Below are 18,699 nucleotides of genomic sequence, written 5' to 3'. Positions count from 1 at the left end.
GAGAGATGTATGTCACTAAACGAAGTGCACATTTCGAGTCTGGTAGTCCATGTTCTGCCTGAACATCTGGCTGAGGTCAAAACCCAGATTGAAGCGTACGAAAACGCGGAAATCTACGGTGACAGCCCGGAAGGCAAAATCGTGGTGGTGCTAGAAACTGAGAACCAAGGTTTCATCACCGACACTATCGATGCGATTAATAATTTACCGAATGTCTTGAGCACAGTACTGGTTTATCACCAAATCGAAACTGGGCTTGAAGAAACGGAAGAAAAAGACACTGGAACACAACATTCCCAAATCGAGGGTGAAGTATGAAAATGACAAGACGTGCGTTTGTGAAAGCAAACGCGGCTGCATCAGCTGCTGCTGTCGCAGGTATTACACTACCGGCTTCTGCAACCAATCTGATTGCAAGCTCTGATCAAACTAAAATCACATGGGACAAAGCGCCTTGTCGTTTCTGTGGTACAGGCTGTTCTGTTCTTGTTGGTACACAAAACGGCAAAGTGGTAGCAACTCAGGGTGACCCTGAAGCACCAGTAAACAAAGGCCTAAACTGTATCAAAGGTTACTTCCTTTCTAAGATCATGTACGGTCAAGACCGTCTGACTCAGCCGCTTCTTCGAATGAAAGATGGCAAGTACAACAAAGACGGCGACTTCACTCCTGTATCTTGGGACGCAGCTTTCGACATCATGGCTGAGAAATGGAAAGCTTCTCTAGAGAAGAAAGGCCCAACAAGCATCGGTATGTTTGGTTCTGGTCAATGGACCGTAATGGAAGGTTACGCTGCCGCTAAAATGATGAAAGCGGGTTTCCGTTCTAACAACATCGACCCGAACGCGCGTCACTGTATGGCGTCTGCAGTAGTAGGCTTCATGCGTGCATTTGGTATCGATGAGCCAATGGGTTGTTACGATGACTTCGAGAACGCAGATGCCTTCGTTCTTTGGGGTTCAAACATGGCAGAAATGCACCCAGTTCTTTGGACTCGTATTACTGACCGTCGCCTGAGCCACCCTCACGTTAAAGTGAACGTGCTTTCTACTTACTACCACCGTTCATTTGAGTTGGCAGACCACGGCTACATTTTCAATCCTCAGTCTGACCTTGCGATTGCTAACTTCATCGCAAACTACATCATCGAAAACGATGCAGTAAACTGGGACTTCGTGAACAAGCACACGAACTTCACTCAAGCAGATACTGACATCGGTTATGGTCTGCGTGACGATGATCCGCTACAAAAAGCAGCGAAGAATCCGAACTCTGGCAAGCTAACTTCTATCTCTTTCGAAGAGTACAAGAAATCAGTTGCACCATACACAGTAGAGAAAGCATCTGAAATCTCTGGTGTAGAGAAAGAAAAACTGATTGAGCTTGCGAAGCAATACGCGGATCCAAACACGAAAGTAATGTCTCTATGGACGATGGGTATGAACCAACATACTCGTGGTGTATGGATGAACAACTTGGTTTACAACATCCACCTACTAACCGGTAAGATTGCGACTCCGGGTAACAGCCCATTCTCACTAACAGGTCAGCCATCAGCGTGTGGTACGGCTCGTGAGGTTGGTACGTTTGCTCACCGTCTACCAGCAGACATGGTGGTTGCTAACCCTAAACACCGTAAGATCGCAGAAGACATCTGGAAACTACCTGAAGGTACTATTCCACCAAAACCTGGGTTCCACGCAGTACTTCAAGACCGTATGTTGCATGACGGCGTTCTGAACTGTTACTGGGTTCAGTGTAACAACAACATGCAAGCAGGTCCGAACATCAACACTGAACGTCTTCCTGGTTACCGTAACCCAGAAAACTTCATCGTTGTATCTGACCCATACCCAACAGCAACAGCGCAAGCCGCTGACCTTATCCTTCCTACCGCAATGTGGATCGAGAAAGAAGGTGCTTACGGTAACGCAGAGCGTCGTACTCAGGCTTGGTACCAACAAGTTGAGACCATCGGCGATGCGAAGTCTGACCTATGGCAGGTAATGGAATTTGCAAAACGCTTCAAGATGGAAGAAGTGTGGCCAGAAGAGCTACTTGCAAAAGCACCAGAATACCGCGGTAAGACCATGTACGACATGCTGTTCAAGAACGGTCAAGTCGACAAGTTCCCTATCGAAGAAGCGCGTGAGATGAACGATGACGCTCACCACTTCGGCTACTACGTACAGAAAGGTCTGTTCGAAGAGTACGCGACGTTTGGTCGTGGTCACGGTCATGACTTAGCACCATACGATGTTTACCACACAGTACGTGGTCTACGTTGGCCGGTTGTTGATGGCAAAGAAACACAATGGCGCTTTAAAGAAGGCTCTGACCCGTACGCGAAAGCTGGTTCAGGTTGGGACTTCTACGGCAATGCTGATGGTAAAGCGAAGATCATCTCTGCACCATACGAAGCGCCACCAGAGGTGCCAAACGAAGAGTTTGACCTATGGCTATGTACTGGCCGTGTTCTTGAGCACTGGCACACAGGTACTATGACTCGTCGTGTACCAGAGCTTTACAAAGCGGTTCCTGACGCGGTGGTTTACATGCACCCTGCGGATGCGAAGAAACGTAACGTTCGTCGCGGTGAAGAAGTTCTGATTGCAAACAAACGTGGTGAAGTACGCGTTCGCGTTGAAACTCGCGGCCGTAACCGTCCACCTGAAGGCTTGGTATTCGTACCGTTCTTTGATGCCCGTATTTTGATTAACAAGTTGATCCTTGATGCGACTGACCCACTGTCAAAACAGACAGACTTTAAGAAGTGTCCAGTCAAAATCACCAAAGTCGCTTAACCGTCAAATAACGAATGCAATGGCCGTCTACTCGGCGGCCTAAAAAGAATTTAAGCCATAAGGCGGAGATGAAATGATGAAAAAATACCTTATCGCACTTTTATCTGTAGGTGCTTTGTTGACAGGCGTTGCACAAGCTGAGCTGGACAATCCAGGCGGCACAGGCGGTCTAGACTCGCTACGTGGTACTGCACAACTTGAAGACACGCGTCCTGCAGATGATTTCAAAGACTTTCCAAAAGACCAAATCGTTGCAGACAGCTTTGTATATCAGCCGCCACTGATCCCACATAGCATCCGTAACTACGAAGTGTCTTTGAACGCAAACAAATGTCTAGCATGTCACAGCTGGAAAAATGCTAAAGACGCAGGCGCTACCAAAATCAGTGTAACGCACTACGTTAACCGTGAAGACGCGGTACTGGCAGATATGTCGCCACGTCGTTACTTCTGTTTGCAATGTCACGTTCCACAAACAAGTGCTACCCCACTAGTGGAAAACGAGTTTAAGGCAGTCGATTCGCTTCAGTAATTGAAACGCGAGTACTAAGAGGTTACTTATGAAAATACTTAAAGCGTTTTGGAAGAGACTGTCGAGCCCGAGTAAAGCTGCCGCTGGTATCGTTTTATTCTTAGGCTTTACTGGTGGTCTTCTATTTTGGGGCGCGTTCAACACGGGTATGGAAGCGACCAACACAGAAGAGTTCTGTTCTGGCTGTCACGCTCCAATCGTTGCTGAAATTCAAGAAACGATTCACTACTCGAACCGCTCTGGTGTTCGTGCAATCTGTTCAGACTGTCACGTACCACACGAATGGACTGATAAAATCGTTCGTAAAGTTCAGGCATCTAAAGAGCTGTTTGCGCACTTCGTAACGAAGACGATCGACACGCCGGAGAAATTCCAAGCACGTCGTGAGCACTTAGCAGAACGCGAATGGGCACGAATGAAGAAAAACGACTCACTTGAGTGTCGTAACTGTCACGAGTTCGACTTCATGGATTACTCTCAACAGGGTAAACGTGCAGCTGAACAACACTCAACCGCTCTGGCTTCAGGCGAGAAAACGTGTGTAGACTGTCACAAAGGTATCGCACACAAACTGCCTGACATGCACGGCGTTGAAGGCTGGCAATAAGGAGAAACAAAGACAATGAGTAATCTTGAATCCTTTATCTGGCATTTCCTTGGGTACAGTGCAATGCCAGTCATTATTCTTTCCGGCTTTGTCGGAGTAGCAGCAGTCTCTCTATGGCTACTCTCACTAGGTAAGGATAAAGAGGTTTAATCTGCCTCGAATCAGTCGACATTTTTGCCTATTTTGTTGACGGAAAACGCCAAGCATTTGCTTGGCGTTTTTTCTTTGTGGTTCTGGCAATTCAATTGCGCTGAAAACGAGCTAAGAAGTTTTGTTTTCAATCCCCTCCCACCGACTCAAACTCTCATTACCACAACTCAAGCTTCCGTGCTTCACTCCTTCACTCCCTCACTAAGCCTCCTCGGCTTCCTTGAGGTACGCCAAAAACAAAAAAGGCGACCCGTGTTAGGCCGCCAAGTGAGACTGCTGTGAGGAGCAGATTAGGACTCTTTGATTGGCAATACTTGTCTTACGTACTGACCCGGAGCGTCTTCAATTACTGGGTTTTGCTCTGACCCCACTGGGAACGGCTCAACTTGCTCTTCTGGGTTGAATTGCAACAGCCATTGATGCCAATGCGTCCACCAAGAACCTTCCTGATGATTAGCGTTGTTAAACCATTCATCAGCAGAGTCATCAAGGTTGTCGTTTAACCAGTAGCCATACTTGTTTTTAGCTGGATGGTTAACGATACCCGCGATGTGGCCAGACTCGCCCAACACAAAGGTCTTGTTGCCGCCAGTATTGAGTGCACCACGATAGGTTCCTTGCCACAATGCGATATGGTCTTCTTTGGTCGATACAAAGTAGCTCGGGATCTTAATCTTATTCAGGTCGATCCAGACGCCACCGATCTTCACTCCCTTGTCTTGAACGAGCTTGTTCTCTAGATAGAGTTCACGCAATAAGAAGTTGTGGGAAGCTGCACTCACATTTGTGCTGTCGCTGTTCCAGTACAGAAGATCGAAGTCTACAGGGCTGTTGCCTTTGAGGTAGTTATCAACGTAGTAGTTCCAATATAAGCTGTTTTCACGCAGCAAACTGAACGTCACGCTAAGAGATCGACCATCCATGTAACCTTTCGCGTTGTTTTGCGTTTCAATTGCACTGATGATGGTATCGTTGATGTACGCCCCGACTTCGCCCGGCTGAGAGAAGTCCAGTAGCGTGGTAAAGAAGGTTGCAGACTTAATGCGCTTCTTCATACGCTTCGCCGCATAGTAAGCGACCGTGCTCGCCAGAACCGTACCACCGATGCAATAACCCGCTGCGTTGATCTGCTCTTGGCCAGTAATATCTTCAATCGCTGTGACCGCTTTCGCCACGCCTTCCGTTACGTAATCGCCAAACTCGACGTGAGCTTGCTCTTTACCCGGATTGCGCCAAGACATCATAAATACGCTGTGACCTTGCTCTAGCAACCATCGAACCATTGAGTTCTTCGCCGTTAGGTCAAGGATGTAGTATTTATTGATAAACGGCGGGACGATCAGCAGTGGCGTTGCATTCACTTTTTCTGTCAAAGGACGATATTGAATCAACTCAAACAGTTCGTTTTGGAAAACCACGTCACCCGGCGTTGTCGCAACATCATCCCCCACGCGGAAGGCATTATTGTTGGTCATGCGCACTTTGAGAATATCGGCACTCGACTCAACATCTTCCTTAAGCTTTTCCAGCCCCGTCAGCAGGTTTTCACCATTTTGCTCAAGAGTGAGTTTAAGCAGTTCTGGATTAGTAGCAATGAAGTTTGATGGAGAGAGTGCATTGATAGCTTGGCGAGAAAAGAAAGTAATACGTTCTTTCGTCTTCTCATCAAGACCTTCGATAGAATCGAGCGTGTCGAGGTATGTCTTGCTGAACAATAAGTAGGATTGTTTGATGAAGCTGTACATGGCTTCTTGTTGCCAAGCATCGTTTGAGAAACGCTTGTCGCCCTTCTCGGCTTCGATGATTTGTGTTTGGTTACCCGCCAGTGCCACGTTCTGCCATATTTGAAGCTGTTGCTCCCACCATTCGGCTTGCAACTTTAAAATCGCCGCTGGCTGGTTTGCCGCTTGCTCGAACAGTTTGGCAGTATCTTCGAAGTTCACTTCTTGCATGGCCTTATTCAAAGGAGAATTCACGACTGCCTTGTTCACTTCGAAATCATGCCACCACTGATGATTGGTTTCCTGAAGCTTTACAAGATAGTCCGAAAAGAAGTGTTGAAACATAGTCTTACTCCTGTATTCGGAAAAAACAACGCCGCCCAAGATCTCGGGCGGCGATAAGCGGACTTATTACGCAGGAGTAACAGTCTTAAGGTTTTCCGAAGTCATTTGCTCAACATCTTCTTTGAATTCTTTCGCTATAGATTGCAGCTTGTTGCTGTCGTCCATCATTTGCTGAGAAAGCTTAGTAAGAACAGCTAGCTGTTGGCTGTTGAAAGCCGTTAGAGAAGTCACGTCTTTGATTTCAGACGCTGCTTTCATTTGGTTTAGGCCAACTTCACTGTAAGTGCGGATTGCGTTCAGTTGAAGCTCTGTAAGAACTTCCACGTTCTTTGTCACTAGCTTGTTGAACTTCAAGTATGGTTCTAGATTCTTTTCAGTTTGATCGCTAAAAGTTTTGAAGAAATCAGTGTACATGGTTTATCTCCTAGAGAAAGAATTAAAAATGTCCGTTTAAATAACTACTTAACTGCTTTTACAACCACAGCCGTGCCCATACCGCCGCCTACACAAAGTGAAGCAACACCGTACTGACCGTCTTGTTTGTGAAGTTCGTGTACTAGCGTAACCAGAATGCGGTTACCCGATGCACCGAGTGGGTGGCCCAATGCGATAGCACCACCATTAAAGTTGGCTTTATCTTGAATTGAGCTCACTGGTACTTGGTTGGTTTCTGCCAGTTTATGAATCACACCTAATGCTTGTGCAGCAAAGGCTTCATTCAGTTCATAAACATCAATGTCGCTGGTTTTCAGCTCGGCTTTTTGCAGCGCCTTGTTCACTGATTCCACAGGACCAAGACCCATAATCTTAGGATCCAAACCGGATTGAGCGTAGCTCACCACTTCAGCAATTGGCGTCAGACCATGCGCTTGAACCGCGCTTTCTGACGCTAAAATGATGGCACTTGCACCGTCGTTGATACCTGAAGCGTTACCTGCGGTTACTGTACCTTCACGGTCAAACGCAGGACGTAACTTGCTCAAACCTTCTAGCGTCGCGTTCGCTTTTGGGTATTCATCTGTGTCAAATACCACAGTTTCGCGGCGCTGTTTGACTTCTACTGGGACAATTTCATCTTTGAACTTACCCGCTTCAATCGCAGCCACGGCTTTCTGCTGGCTTGAAAGTGCATATTCGTCTTGTTGTTGACGCGATAAGCCCACTTCCTTAGCCACATTTTCTGCAGTTACGCCCATATGGTACTGGTTGTAAACGTCGGTCAAACCGTCAGCAATGAGGAGATCTTTCAGCTCCATGTTGCCCATCTTATTACCATCACGTACGACGCTAGGCACAATGAATGGGATTTGTGACATCACTTCTACACCTGCAGCCACAACGATTTCTGCATCGCCACTGCGAATATGAGAAACGCCATCCATGACGGCTTTCATACCACTGCCACAAACCATGTTGACGCCGTATGCAGGGACTGACTCTGGAATGCCAGCAAACAATGCCGCTTGACGCCCAACACCCATGCCTTGCCCTGCGGCAATCACGTTACCAACGATCACCTCATCAACTTTATCGCCAGATAGCGATGCGGCCTCAAGAGCACCTTTGATCGCAACTGCAGCTAGATCGCCTGCTGATGTGTTTTTTAAGCTTCCGCCAAACGCACCGATAGGTGTGCGTTTCGCTGCAACGATAAATACTTTTTCCATCATCTCACTCCTTAGCTCATGTATAGACCGCCATTCACTGACAATGTCTCGCCAGTGATGTACGCGCCGGCATCACTCACTAAGAAGCTTACTGATGCTGCAATTTCTTCAGGCGTAGCTAAACGCTTCATTGGAATTTGGTTAGTAATAGACTCAAGCACTTCCGGCTTCATCTGTTCAACCATTGGCGTGCCTGTGTATCCCGGAGCAATCACGTTAACGGTTACGCCAGAACGAGCACCTTCGTATGCCAATGCTTTAGAGAAACCAATCATGCCAGCCTTAGCCGCTGAGTAGTTTGCTTGACCGAACTGGCCTTTAAGGCCATTTACAGAAGAGATGTTAATGATACGACCACCACCCTTTTCGCACATCGTTGCGAATAAAGGCTGTGTGACATTGAATAAGCTGTTGAGGTTGGTGTTGATTACATCGTTCCAAGCTTGTGCAGTCATCTTTTTAAACACGCCATCACGTGTGATACCTGCATTGTTGACCACGACATCAACGGTTCCTTCTTCCTCAAGCAAAAGTGCTAATTTTTCAGCACATTGCGCTGTGTTGGTTACATCCAATTCAAAAAGGCGTACCTGATCTTTCGTAAACCCTTTTTCATTAAACCATTCCAAAGCACATTCATAATTACCAGTATAATAAGTAGCTATTACTCGATAACCATCATTCACTAATTGAGAGGAAATAGCAGAACCAATTCCGCCTTTTGATCCAGTGATCAAAGCGACTTTCTTCATTGAAGACTCCATTCTTAACGGCATTAAAAAAGCGAATTAAGACACTGGCGAAATGTATCGCCAACTGACGTGTTAATTTATTCTTGTGGCAACAAATCCTCTGCTGCCTTTTATTTTAAGTTAACCTAGAAATATTACATTTCAAATAAAAAACTCATTCATTTGCATAAGATTGATTTAGATCTCACTCACAATGAAATGTTATAAAAACGTTAACTTGACATAAGCTCATGTTTTAAAAGAAAAAACCTTAACTACAATGTCATTATTAAATTTAAAAAACACTGCTTATTCAGCAAGTTGCACGCATTTTCATGTGCGTTACATTGACTAAGAGTTTAAGATCATCCTTCTTCAATCAAGTAATAAATTGCGATTAAATCATTGGAGCAATACTTCTAACCGACTTACTAATAAATATGAAATATATCATTTGGTTAGCATTCTATTGAGTATTTAATTTATTAAAACAAACCTCACTTGGTGATAAATTTGTTTATTGGAAAAATATTAAATATCAAGTAAACATTCTTTTAACCTTAATTCCAATTAGCCACATTTATTTATAAATGTCATTCTTTGGTGCAATGTCGCACTAATATGTCGCATGCATTTAATTACTATTTAAGTTTTATTAAATAATTGAATGTTAACTCTATACTGGCGCGTTCAAGATTGTTTAGAGGTGGCATCTCTTCTCCTTTTGCACTATCTTTGTGGCCTAGTTGTTTACTTATACAATCATCAATATTCATGAATACAGCCTTGTTAACCATGTTCATCCCCACCTTCTTTTTTGTCTCTATTACGCCTGGGATGTGCATGACGCTTGCTCTAACATTAGGGATGAGTGTCGGATATCGACGAACCCTATGGATGATGGCAGGCGAATTAGTTGGTGTTGCTCTCGTTTCTGTCGCAGCAGTACTCGGTATCGCAGCCATTATGCTTAACTACCCTTGGTTATTTACCGCACTTAAATTGATTGGTGGTGGTTACCTACTCTACTTGGGTATCGAAATGTGGCGCTCAAGAGGCAAACTCGCGATCAATGTTGAGAACGTTGATGTCCCTACCAGCGGCAACTGGGATTTGGTCTTGCAGGGCTTTGTTACCGCTATCGCGAACCCGAAGGGCTGGGCGTTTATGATCTCTCTTCTGCCTCCTTTTATCGATCAGAGTGCTGCTCTTGCACCTCAGCTTGTCATACTGGTTTCTATTATTTTGATGTTTGAGTTCATTTGTATGTCTCTTTACGCAACGGGCGGCAAAGGATTGAAGCGTTTACTGGGGCAATCAAAAAACGTACGCTTAATGAACCGAATCGCTGGCACCTTGATGATGGGTGTGGGTGTATGGCTATTAATGAGTTAGAAAAGCCTAAGTTATGAAGAACATTTTAAACAAGCTCAAGCAATCTATTGGTGAAGCGTTGGATTTTCAGGCCCGAGTGTGGGTTGTCAACGTCTATGCGGGCGAACATAAAGGCGAGTCTTATGTGGTTAATGAAGACAGTTTTTCTGAGCCATTACAATGGATGAAAAAGAAAGGGTATAAAGAGGCGATGCTTACCAAAGTTGAATCAATGAAGCGTTCGCAAATCATTGAGTTTGATTTAGGAGCAGTCAAACATCGCTTGATGCGAGTGAAATAACCCCTCTTCTATTTTCTATTTCGTTTCTCGTTTCTCGTTTCTCGTTTCTCGTTTCTCTAGATAAAAAAGCGCCACTCAAATTGAGTGGCGCAAGCACTTTTACCTTAAACACCAAGCATTATGGTGCAGTGTCGATCTCTACTGGTAGGTAGTGTTTTGGTTCTAGCTTCAACCATTCAGGAAGCACCGTACCAATCGAGATGGATGACCACGTACCTGAAAGTACGCCAATAAACATCGCTGTTGAGAAGCCAGCCAGAGCCGAGCCGCCCATAATCCACAACGCCCCAACAGTGATCAGAGTGGTACCTGATGTCACCATTGTACGAGAGAATGTCGCCAGTACGGCTTCATCGTTGATCTGCTCTGTTTTCCAGTTTTGCTTAGCCACCAGCAATTCACGAATTCGGTCTGCGATGATGATCGAGTCATTGAGCGAGTAACCAAGGATCGCCAGAATCGCAGCAAACACCGTTAGGTTGAACTCCATTTGTGTAATCGCAAAGAAGCCTAATACCAAGATAACGTCGTGAGCTAATGCGAATAGAGAACCACTCGCCAGACGCCATTCAAAGCGGAAACACAAGTAACCAAGAATCGTTAGTACTGATACTAATAGTGCCAAACCACCTTGATCGAACAGATCTTGACCCACTTGTGCACCAACGATGCTGTTACTCACTACATCCACTTGGTGTGAAATAGGCTTAAGCACATCAGCTACGCTCGGTAGTGTTTGACCTTCTGCAGGCGCAGAGTAGCGAATCACCCAACGGCCATCTTCACCTGAGCGTGTTACTGATGTTGATTCACCAAGCTTAGGTTGAAGTGCGTTAAGCAGATCGTGGTTAGTCAGTTGTTTATCGACTTTCACTTCAGTAACCATACCGCCAGTGAAGTCTAGACCTAGGTTAAGCCCTTTCATACCAAGAGCAACCAGAGCAATAATCGTTAGAATTACCGATACTACAGTCGTGAAGTAACGAATCTTGCGGATATTTTGTTTTAGCATTTCGACCATGATTAAACCCTCACATCACGACGGCCATCGCGGCCCCAAATTAAATTGATCATTGCACGAGAAGCGAATACGCCAGTAAACATACTGGTCATCAGACCCAAGCCTAGCGTTAGCGCAAAGCCTTGGATTGGACCGTTACCAATAGCGTATAGAATCACAGCAGTGATCATGGTGGTGATGTTGGCATCAAGGATAGTAGCGAACGCGCTGTCGAAGCCTAAGTCGATAGCTTGTGCAAAACTACGACCTTCACGCATTTTATCTTTGATACGTTCGAAGATGATTACGTTGGTATCTACCGCCATACCGACAGTTAGAACCAAACCGGCAATACCAGGGAGCGTTAGCACGGCACCAGGAAGCAGTGCAATTAGACCAAGCAAGCAAAGCATGTTTGCACACAAAGCCACGTTCGCAACCCAACCAAGACGACGGTACCAAAGTGCCATAAATGTCAGTGTTAGACCCATACCCAATGCTAGAGCAGCAAAACCGTTTTGGATGTTTTCTGCACCTAGAGAAGCACCGATTGTGCGTTCTTCAACAATGGTTACTGGCGCAGTTAGAGAACCCGCACGTAGAAGCAATGCAAGTTGCTGTGCTTCATCCATGCTGCCCGCACCTGTGATGCGGAATTGGCTACCAAGTTGAGACTGGATAGTTGCAACACTGATGACGCGCTCACTACGCTCTGTCATACCACGTTCGTCAGTTTTGTACTCGCGGTATACGGTCGCCATTGGTTTGCCGATGTGTGTTGCAGAGAAGTCACTCATCTTCTTACCACCCGCGTGGTCTAGAGAGATGTTTACTTCAGACATGCCCATTTTATCGACGCCCGCACGCGCGTTTACGATGTGCTCACCCGTTAGTACTGGACGTTTAGTTAGGATTACTGTGCGGCCATCGTTGTCTTTCAGAACGAGATCTTGGCTACTACGTGCTTGACCCGCGTCTTTTACTTCGTAGAACGCAAGACTTGCTGTTGCACCGATAACGTTTTTCGCTTGAGCAGGATCTTGAACACCTGGTAGCTCAATACGAATGCTCTCTTTGCCTTGGCGTTGTACCAACGCTTCAGTAATACCAAGCTCTTCGATACGGCCACGCATGATCTTCAAGTTTTGTTGAAGTGTCGTGGTTTGGAATTCTTGGATATTTTGTTCGCTTGGTTGAAGTTCAAAACCACGGTCTGAACTTGTCATTGTCCAACCTGGGTAGTTCTGACGAATGAACTGGCTCGCCGCTTTTAGGCCTGCTTCATTTTCGCTGTTTACTGCGATGTGGTTGTGCGCTTCTGCACGAACTTGAACGCCACGAACACGTTCTTCACGAAGGCTTGCTTTGATCTCATCAACGAGTGCATCACGTTGTTCTTCGAAAGCTTTGTTCACATCTACGTTCAGTAGGAACTGCACACCACCCCGAAGGTCGAGACCAAGTTTGATAGGGCTAAAGCCCATTTCGTTCAACCACTCAGGTGCAACAGAAACGTAAGAGAACGTAATGTTGTCATCTTTGTCTAGCTGTTCGTTAAGCAATGCACGCGCTTTACTTTGTGCGTCTTCACCATCAAAAACGATGGTAGTTTTGCCGTCTTTCTCAATGATCTTAGACGCAGGAATGTGGTGCGTTTTCAGCAATTGGTCTAACTGAACCACAGACATTGCGCTGTTGTTTTGGTCAGCAAACGTCACCTGAATAGAAGGCTGCTCACCAAACCAAGTTGGAATAGCACTTAAGGTTAAAATGATAATGGTCGTGATAAGTACGACGTATTTCCATGCTGAGTAATGATTCAGCACTTTTCTGGTTTTTTGTGGTTTTGGTGTTTTCTTCATGTAAACATCATCCCTTCACTAAACAGTGAAGTTTTCAATAATTGGATTCAAGACACGACAAAACGCTCACCTGATTAAAAATGCAGGTACAGAATGCCCAGAGCTTCAATCGCTCTGTCGAAGAGTTGTCGTGTTAAGAACGCACAAGATGTGCAGAGTGATGGTGCTTACGCAGAAAACTGACTATTGAGGGCGACGTACATGGCATTGGTTTCTTTCCAGCCGGAAAGACGATGGTCGCTAACGAAGTGATTAAATACGGATTGGTTTTGACGCCAGCTGATGTCCATTAGGCTATAAGCGTAGCCAGCATCAGCGTAGAAAGGCGCATTTAAATCGCCAATGAAGTCAATGTGTTCATCGTCGATATTCTCACGCAGATGCGATGTCCAGCGCTGAGAATTAAAGATGGCCAGTGAATCTTGAAGCGCATGCCCTTCAGAAACTGGAGACTGCGTGCTTTCTTCAGTCAGTTCAGAGAAATCAACCGGAGAGTTCGACGCTGAGCTGCTCGCCGTAAAAGGCTGCAGTTTAGAAAAGTGAGGCAAATAGGATTTTTGTTCTGTTTGTGCAGCCGACGCCTGCATTGGCGACAAAGCCATTGCAAGAAGCAACAAAAACAGTTTTCTAACGTAAATCCAAGGCATGATAGCTCACTTAAAACAAAACGAGCCGAGTTCTTCAACTCAGCTCGGAGATAGTATTCCTATTGCTTATACTTAACAACTAAAAAGTTATAAATCTCTGTTTTCAATCGTGGAAAGCAATGACCATAAGGGTTGAGGCTATATTCATCGATAAAATATTTCGCCTTTATCCACATCTAAGTAGATTTTGTTTTCTTGTTCCAGCCCGCCGCAATAGATGAAATACACGTTACGCTTCTTATAGGTAACTGAGCGAACCCAACCACCGAGTTCTTCGAAATCACTAGGGTCACAGGTTTCATCATCAAGCAATTGCTGCGTTTTGTTGCGGAACATATCCAAATGCGTTTTTAAATCGTCAGATTTTTGCAGGTAACCATCTAAGATTTCCAAACGCTCTTGTTCTTTGATAACTGGCTCTGCATCAGACAAGCCTTTTGAATCGACCCACTCAGCGGTTTCTTCCCGACCCTCTTCATACACGATGTAATCTGATAGGCGGAACCAACCATCGGCTTTTTCAAGCACAGAGACTTTCACACCTTTGTACAGAGAATCAACGATTAAGGCTTGGTGCTCCGGCTTGTTGTACACGTTAATGCGTCGCTCGGTCACGTAGTATTCGGTGATTTCCGGTGCCGGAGCTTCGAGATCCATGATCGGCTTTGGCTTTTCTTCTGGCTCGCTTGGTTGCTCAGGCTCTGGCTCTGGCTTTTGCTCAACCACTGGCTCGTCTTTTTGCATAAAGAAAAAGTAATACCCGGCTCCTGCTCCGCCTAATAGAAGCAAAATGGCCAACGCTATCAGGGCTTTCTTCATGTTCAATTCCTTTTTCGTTCCTTATGCAGTAGACGCTTCCACACTAACTATACTGATAGAAGATGCATAGCTGACGCGAAACCAATTAACGTGAAAACAAATAATTTCAAAACCAATAATCGTAAAACCATTCATTGCAAAACAATGAACCTGAAAGCCGTAAGCATGAAAAGAATGATGAACAAGTTCAGTTGGATATTGTTACTCCTGCCTTTTCCCGCTTTGGCAAATCTTCAATGTGATCACGCATCGTGGAATGACAATCTTACCCAATTCAACCGTTTAGAGTCCAACTACAATGAGCATGCAAATTTGTTTAATGAGAGGTTGAGAGAGCACAATGAGCACCAGTTGCTCTCGCAAACCTTCTCAGTTGATGAGCTCACCAATCTTTGGCGAACCCCTTCCAATAAAACCATGTTGAAAAAGCAATTGTTGGAGTCCAAAGAGCAACAACAAGAGTTTATTGAGATGTCGCGTTCCATTAATGCCTTGATGCACCACTCACAAAACATCGCAGAGAATTGGAAACGTATTGTTTTTTACTGCCAGAAAAGTGGCTCCAAATCGAATGAAATTTCCGCCAACTGGTATCTCACCAACACCCTTGAGATGCAGGAAGAGTTCCGCGTTTTAGCGGGTAAATATCTCACCTTAGCTAACCAATACGGTAAAGAAATCGAAGTGATAAATTACGCAAAAAATGTTTCCGATTAAATCTGTTCATATTGGGATTGTTCCCTTTTTAAAATTGAGCAATTAATAGACAAACAGGTCAAATAATAGAGATGTACGTCACAATAACGCTTTACTTGCGACCAGTTTTTGGGTAATTTACCCATTAACAAAATTTAATATAAAGTCACATTTGGCTGGAGATGATGCTAAACCAATGGTTATCAATCGTTTAAGTAACAGGGATTGTCCTAATGCTACCAGAGCCAAGTTTTTGTCAGTAGTTAGGCACGTTAAAGAGTTTGGTTCAATCAGTGATTTGGACCTTTGTAAAATCTTTGGAGAAACAATTTGGAGCGATGGGAGGGAATACCATTCAGCCGCGTTCTCATTCAAGGTTGATAGACACACAGGCAACTGTGAGATCTCAAAATACAAATACCAATAAGGCTTAAAAGAATACGCAAACGGAGGCAGGAAACTGTCTCCGTTTTTTATTGCACGCTATTTTCTTAGCTTAGGCATCACCACCGTGAAATCATGGTCGGAATAACCCTCAATGAGATAACTCCTTTCACTCAACAATTTGCAGTAACGTAACACGCCCTCTTTGTTATGAGATTCTAACAATCTCATGCTCGGTAATTTGGCCTCATCCAGAAGATTAAACGCGCATGCGATGTTCGCAGCATGATACATCTTCTCTATCATCTCTACTGTATGATTCGGGTTTGCGGACTGGTAATTCAGTGAACCCGAAGCAAACACGTAGTCCGACTTTGGCAGCACCAATTTCGAAAAGTCACCACGAATAAAATCAGTCTTCGTCTGGAAACTGCGCTTGCGAGACTCCGCGACAAACTGTTTTTGCTGATCGATGCCAACATAAAGGCTTGGACTGCTGCCCTTTTGTTCGATGAAGGTCAATAAGTCTCCATAACCACAACCAATATCGAGAACGCTTTTGCCATCTAACTCTAGATCTCGGCATAGAGCTTCAAAGCGTGTGATTTGGCTAAAAGTGTCTTGCCAACCAAGTGTTCTCGCTTTGTCGTCACCAAACTGCTTGTGTCTTTTGCGGTGATAGTGTGCGATCCGTAATCTATCGAGCCACTTCATAATGCCTTATTACCTTTGTATGGATTAACCGTGAATCGCCGTACTTACGAGTAAATTGGCAGGTTACCATTACCCTTCACTTGGCGGATGGCCAGATGCGTATGGATGTCTTTGACGTTTTCAAGTCGTTGTAATTTACGCGTGAAAGCTTCGTACCCAGTGAGATCTTTACTCACGACCTCTAACAAGTAGTCATAGGCGCCAGAGACCACATGGCATGAAATCGCCTCTTCCATATCGCTAATTGCTTGCTCAAAATCATCAATAGAGGTCGCTTGATGGTTGTTTAGACTGACTTCTACGAACACTGTCATCGCAATACCTGCTTGTTCGCGAGAAATCATTGCTCGGTAACCACTGATCACGCCCTCTTGCTCTAGGCGTTTTATTCTTCGCGCGCAAGGCGAAGCAGAAAGCCCAACCTTATCCGCGAGCTCGCTTGTCGTCATTGTGGCGTCTTGTTGGATCAAATCCAATAACAGTCGATCGATTTTATCCATTACGTCTTCCCTGCCAAATTTCACCAAGTAATGTTCATTCTAAGATGAAAATCGCTAAGTTCTAATTATATTCGGTCATATTTTGCCACCATTGAGCGCCACTTTCATTCGATAATTAACACATTATTTACAAACGCACGGAACGCCTTATGGCACTTGGATACGCCGCAATCATCACCACGTTATTTCTTTGGTCGGGCTTTTTTCTCTCACTACGCGGGGGCGCGATATCAAACCTTCAACCCGCCGACATTGCATTAGCGCGCTTTCTTATCCCTGCCATTGTGCTGCTTCCATTCGTTCTAAAGTCTATGGATAGCATCCGTGCTGTACCGAGCAAATACTTGCTGGGTCTCGTTGTGGGCAGCGGCCTGCCTTATCTCCTTGTCGCTGGTACAGCAATGCACTTTGCGCCCGTCTCTCATGGCAGCGCACTTATCCCTGGCACTTTGCCTCTATTTGTCTCTGCTATCGCAGTAGTGTGTTATCAACAACCGTTAAACCAACATCGCATTATTGACTTATCCGCAGTTTTACTCGGCATCCTGATCTTCTTGCTATCTAACGTTGGTGCAGAATACAACTGGCTACAATTAAAAGGACATCTTCTGTTTTTGGTTGGCAGTTTGATGTGGGCAGGCTTCACCATCAGCGCGCGCGTCGCCAATTTGAGTGCGTATGTTTGTGCTGGGTTTGTTTCGCTGATTTCATTTGCACTACTGATCATCGCGGTTGGTTTTGGCTGGCTTGATAGCTACCTTGCAACAACGCCTGTCAATCAATGGCCTTGGAATGAGTTGTTTGGTCACATAATGTTACAAGGCATAGGAGCAGGCTTGTTGGCATCGTTCACCTTCCTTTATGCGGTTAGAACCATAGGTGCAGAAGCCAGTGCGGCATTCGGCTCACTCACACCCGTATTAGCAACGTTATTAGCCATTCCTGTCTTTAACGAACAACCTGATACTCTCACTTGGTGTGCGCTGTTGTTCGTTACCTGCGGAAGCATCGTCGCAAGCAATGTGCTGATGAAACAAGATCCTAGCCAAAATTATCAGCCTCCCGTTCACAGATAAGAATAAAACTGCATAACTTTTCATGTCGCCTATTGAAAGCAAAAACGGCGATTTGATAACCTGTCTGGATAATAAATTAAAACGTCAGATGTTATGCCATCCACTCATACTAAAGATGAACTGAATAAATTCCTAAAAACAGGGATGCGACTCTCAATTAACTTTGAGTTTGGTCAGGACGAAAAGTACATTTACGCTGCGACCTATCTGGGGCTGAAAGAAAACGCTTATATCATCCTCGATATACCGACTCGTTTATTGGAAGAACAAGCACTTAGAAAACTCAACAATGTCGACGTTGTTATTCGTGGTGTATCGGACACCGATCTTGGGCATGTTGTCGCTTTCAAAACTAGCGTGTTGATGAACTTAGTTCGTCCTTCGCCATTGCTGTTTATTCGAATCCCTGCAACGTTTGCAACTAAACCAGTACGAGAACATGAACGCTATAAATTGCAACTAGATTGCGCGATCGACCACATGAGCAATAAATACGACGGCTGTTTGGTGGACTTCTCACTTTCTGGGTGTGGTATATCCACTCTGATTGAACCAGAGTTTGCGGTCGGTGATAGGATCACGATTGAGTCCCCTCTAAGTAGCTACATTGATGAAGACAACTGTTGCTCTATCGCCAATATCAAGAAGCTACAAAAAGGCTGGATTATTGGGGTTAAGTTTGCAGAGCCTCTCGATATGACGGAAGCGCTCAAGAATGAACTGCTAGAGCAGTCTTTTTCGGCCAGCACTATTTAAGATTTGGCAAACA

Annotated in this window: 21 protein-coding genes; 11 read left to right on the top strand and 10 right to left on the bottom strand. The window is 45.0% G+C overall.

Annotated features, from left to right (window positions below):
- The first annotated feature begins 9 nt into the window (after positions 1-9).
- From ATB78_RS08480 to ATB78_RS28275, 5 genes are all read left to right on the top strand, one after another.
- Positions 10-318, top strand: coding sequence for a chaperone NapD (locus ATB78_RS08480; protein WP_005433349.1), 309 nt, complete (start codon positions 10-12; stop codon positions 316-318).
- A complete protein-coding gene (napA, locus tag ATB78_RS08475) occupies positions 315-2,804 on the top strand; it encodes a periplasmic nitrate reductase subunit alpha (protein WP_009704751.1) in 2,490 nt (829 codons plus the stop codon). The genes ATB78_RS08480 and napA overlap by 4 nt, the downstream gene beginning before the upstream one ends.
- A gap of 76 nt (positions 2,805-2,880) precedes the next feature.
- Entirely contained in the window at positions 2,881-3,336 is a 456-nt protein-coding gene (locus ATB78_RS08470) for a nitrate reductase cytochrome c-type subunit (RefSeq protein WP_033005082.1), read from the top strand.
- Between the two features lie 28 nt (positions 3,337-3,364).
- Positions 3,365-3,943 carry a NapC/NirT family cytochrome c gene (locus ATB78_RS08465; RefSeq protein ID WP_005435291.1) on the top strand — a complete coding sequence of 193 codons (579 nt, stop codon included), beginning with the start codon at positions 3,365-3,367 and terminating at the stop codon, positions 3,941-3,943.
- A 15-nt stretch (positions 3,944-3,958) separates the two neighbouring features.
- The gene (locus ATB78_RS28275) at positions 3,959-4,093 is read left to right on the top strand and encodes a TIGR02808 family protein (RefSeq protein ID WP_009704753.1); all 135 of its coding nucleotides are present in this window, start codon (positions 3,959-3,961) and stop codon (positions 4,091-4,093) included.
- Between the two features lie 290 nt (positions 4,094-4,383).
- Here ATB78_RS28275 and phaC read toward each other — a convergent pair whose 3' ends face one another.
- From phaC to ATB78_RS08445, 4 genes are all read right to left on the bottom strand, one after another.
- On the bottom strand, positions 4,384-6,159 hold the full coding sequence (gene phaC, locus ATB78_RS08460; RefSeq protein WP_009704754.1) for a class I poly(R)-hydroxyalkanoic acid synthase: 1,776 nt from the start codon (positions 6,157-6,159) through the stop codon (positions 4,384-4,386).
- A gap of 66 nt (positions 6,160-6,225) precedes the next feature.
- On the bottom strand, positions 6,226-6,573 hold the full coding sequence (locus ATB78_RS08455; protein WP_005435289.1) for a phasin family protein: 348 nt from the start codon (positions 6,571-6,573) through the stop codon (positions 6,226-6,228).
- 44 nt (positions 6,574-6,617) lie between these two features.
- Positions 6,618-7,826, bottom strand: a complete 1,209-nt coding sequence (locus tag ATB78_RS08450) for an acetyl-CoA C-acetyltransferase (protein WP_061008381.1) — start codon at positions 7,824-7,826, stop codon at positions 6,618-6,620.
- A gap of 11 nt (positions 7,827-7,837) precedes the next feature.
- Positions 7,838-8,578 carry an SDR family oxidoreductase gene (locus ATB78_RS08445; protein ID WP_061008380.1) on the bottom strand — a complete coding sequence of 247 codons (741 nt, stop codon included), beginning with the start codon at positions 8,576-8,578 and terminating at the stop codon, positions 7,838-7,840.
- Between the two features lie 753 nt (positions 8,579-9,331).
- On the opposite strand from ATB78_RS08445, the gene ATB78_RS08440 reads away from it, so the two are divergent.
- Positions 9,332-9,952: a LysE family translocator gene (locus ATB78_RS08440; protein WP_033005057.1), complete on the top strand. Its 621-nt coding sequence runs from the start codon at positions 9,332-9,334 to the stop codon at positions 9,950-9,952.
- Positions 9,953-9,965: 13 nt separating this feature from the next.
- Entirely contained in the window at positions 9,966-10,232 is a 267-nt protein-coding gene (locus ATB78_RS08435) for a hypothetical protein (RefSeq protein WP_061008379.1), read from the top strand.
- Positions 10,233-10,350: 118 nt separating this feature from the next.
- On the opposite strand, the gene secF is transcribed toward ATB78_RS08435, so the two are convergent.
- The 4 genes from secF to ATB78_RS08415 form a co-directional block, all read right to left on the bottom strand.
- Positions 10,351-11,253: a protein translocase subunit SecF gene (gene secF / locus ATB78_RS08430; RefSeq protein ID WP_009704757.1), complete on the bottom strand. Its 903-nt coding sequence runs from the start codon at positions 11,251-11,253 to the stop codon at positions 10,351-10,353.
- Between the two features lie 2 nt (positions 11,254-11,255).
- Positions 11,256-13,094 carry a protein translocase subunit SecD gene (gene secD, locus ATB78_RS08425; protein ID WP_054823757.1) on the bottom strand — a complete coding sequence of 613 codons (1,839 nt, stop codon included), beginning with the start codon at positions 13,092-13,094 and terminating at the stop codon, positions 11,256-11,258.
- A 167-nt stretch (positions 13,095-13,261) separates the two neighbouring features.
- Positions 13,262-13,741 carry a hypothetical protein gene (locus ATB78_RS08420; protein WP_039839760.1) on the bottom strand — a complete coding sequence of 160 codons (480 nt, stop codon included), beginning with the start codon at positions 13,739-13,741 and terminating at the stop codon, positions 13,262-13,264.
- A gap of 144 nt (positions 13,742-13,885) precedes the next feature.
- The gene (locus ATB78_RS08415) at positions 13,886-14,560 is read right to left on the bottom strand and encodes an SH3 domain-containing protein (RefSeq protein WP_061008378.1); all 675 of its coding nucleotides are present in this window, start codon (positions 14,558-14,560) and stop codon (positions 13,886-13,888) included.
- Between the two features lie 351 nt (positions 14,561-14,911).
- Between ATB78_RS08415 and ATB78_RS08410 the strand changes: the two genes are divergently transcribed.
- On the top strand, positions 14,912-15,277 hold the full coding sequence (locus tag ATB78_RS08410; RefSeq protein WP_240537374.1) for a hypothetical protein: 366 nt from the start codon (positions 14,912-14,914) through the stop codon (positions 15,275-15,277).
- Between the two features lie 175 nt (positions 15,278-15,452).
- A complete protein-coding gene (locus ATB78_RS30310; RefSeq protein ID WP_078609136.1) occupies positions 15,453-15,683 on the top strand; it encodes a hypothetical protein in 231 nt (76 codons plus the stop codon).
- Between the two features lie 56 nt (positions 15,684-15,739).
- Here ATB78_RS30310 and ATB78_RS08405 read toward each other — a convergent pair whose 3' ends face one another.
- Together ATB78_RS08405 and ATB78_RS08400 are read right to left on the bottom strand one after the other, a co-directional pair.
- Positions 15,740-16,354, bottom strand: a complete 615-nt coding sequence (locus ATB78_RS08405) for a class I SAM-dependent methyltransferase (RefSeq protein WP_061008377.1) — start codon at positions 16,352-16,354, stop codon at positions 15,740-15,742.
- Positions 16,355-16,398: 44 nt separating this feature from the next.
- Entirely contained in the window at positions 16,399-16,854 is a 456-nt protein-coding gene (locus ATB78_RS08400; RefSeq protein ID WP_061008376.1) for an Lrp/AsnC family transcriptional regulator, read from the bottom strand.
- Positions 16,855-17,003: 149 nt separating this feature from the next.
- Here ATB78_RS08400 and ATB78_RS08395 point away from each other — a divergent pair, with 149 nt between their 5' ends.
- A complete protein-coding gene (locus ATB78_RS08395) occupies positions 17,004-17,930 on the top strand; it encodes a DMT family transporter (RefSeq protein ID WP_061008375.1) in 927 nt (308 codons plus the stop codon).
- A 93-nt stretch (positions 17,931-18,023) separates the two neighbouring features.
- Positions 18,024-18,686, top strand: a complete 663-nt coding sequence (locus ATB78_RS08390; protein ID WP_061008374.1) for a PilZ domain-containing protein — start codon at positions 18,024-18,026, stop codon at positions 18,684-18,686.
- Positions 18,687-18,699 lie beyond the last annotated feature (13 nt).

The sequence above is a fragment of the Vibrio sp. CUB2 genome (assembly GCF_001557945.1).
GTDB classification, from domain to species: Bacteria; Pseudomonadota; Gammaproteobacteria; order Enterobacterales; family Vibrionaceae; genus Vibrio; species Vibrio owensii.
Note: the sequence above shows the minus strand (reverse complement) of the source record. Positions and strands in the feature narration are given on the sequence as shown.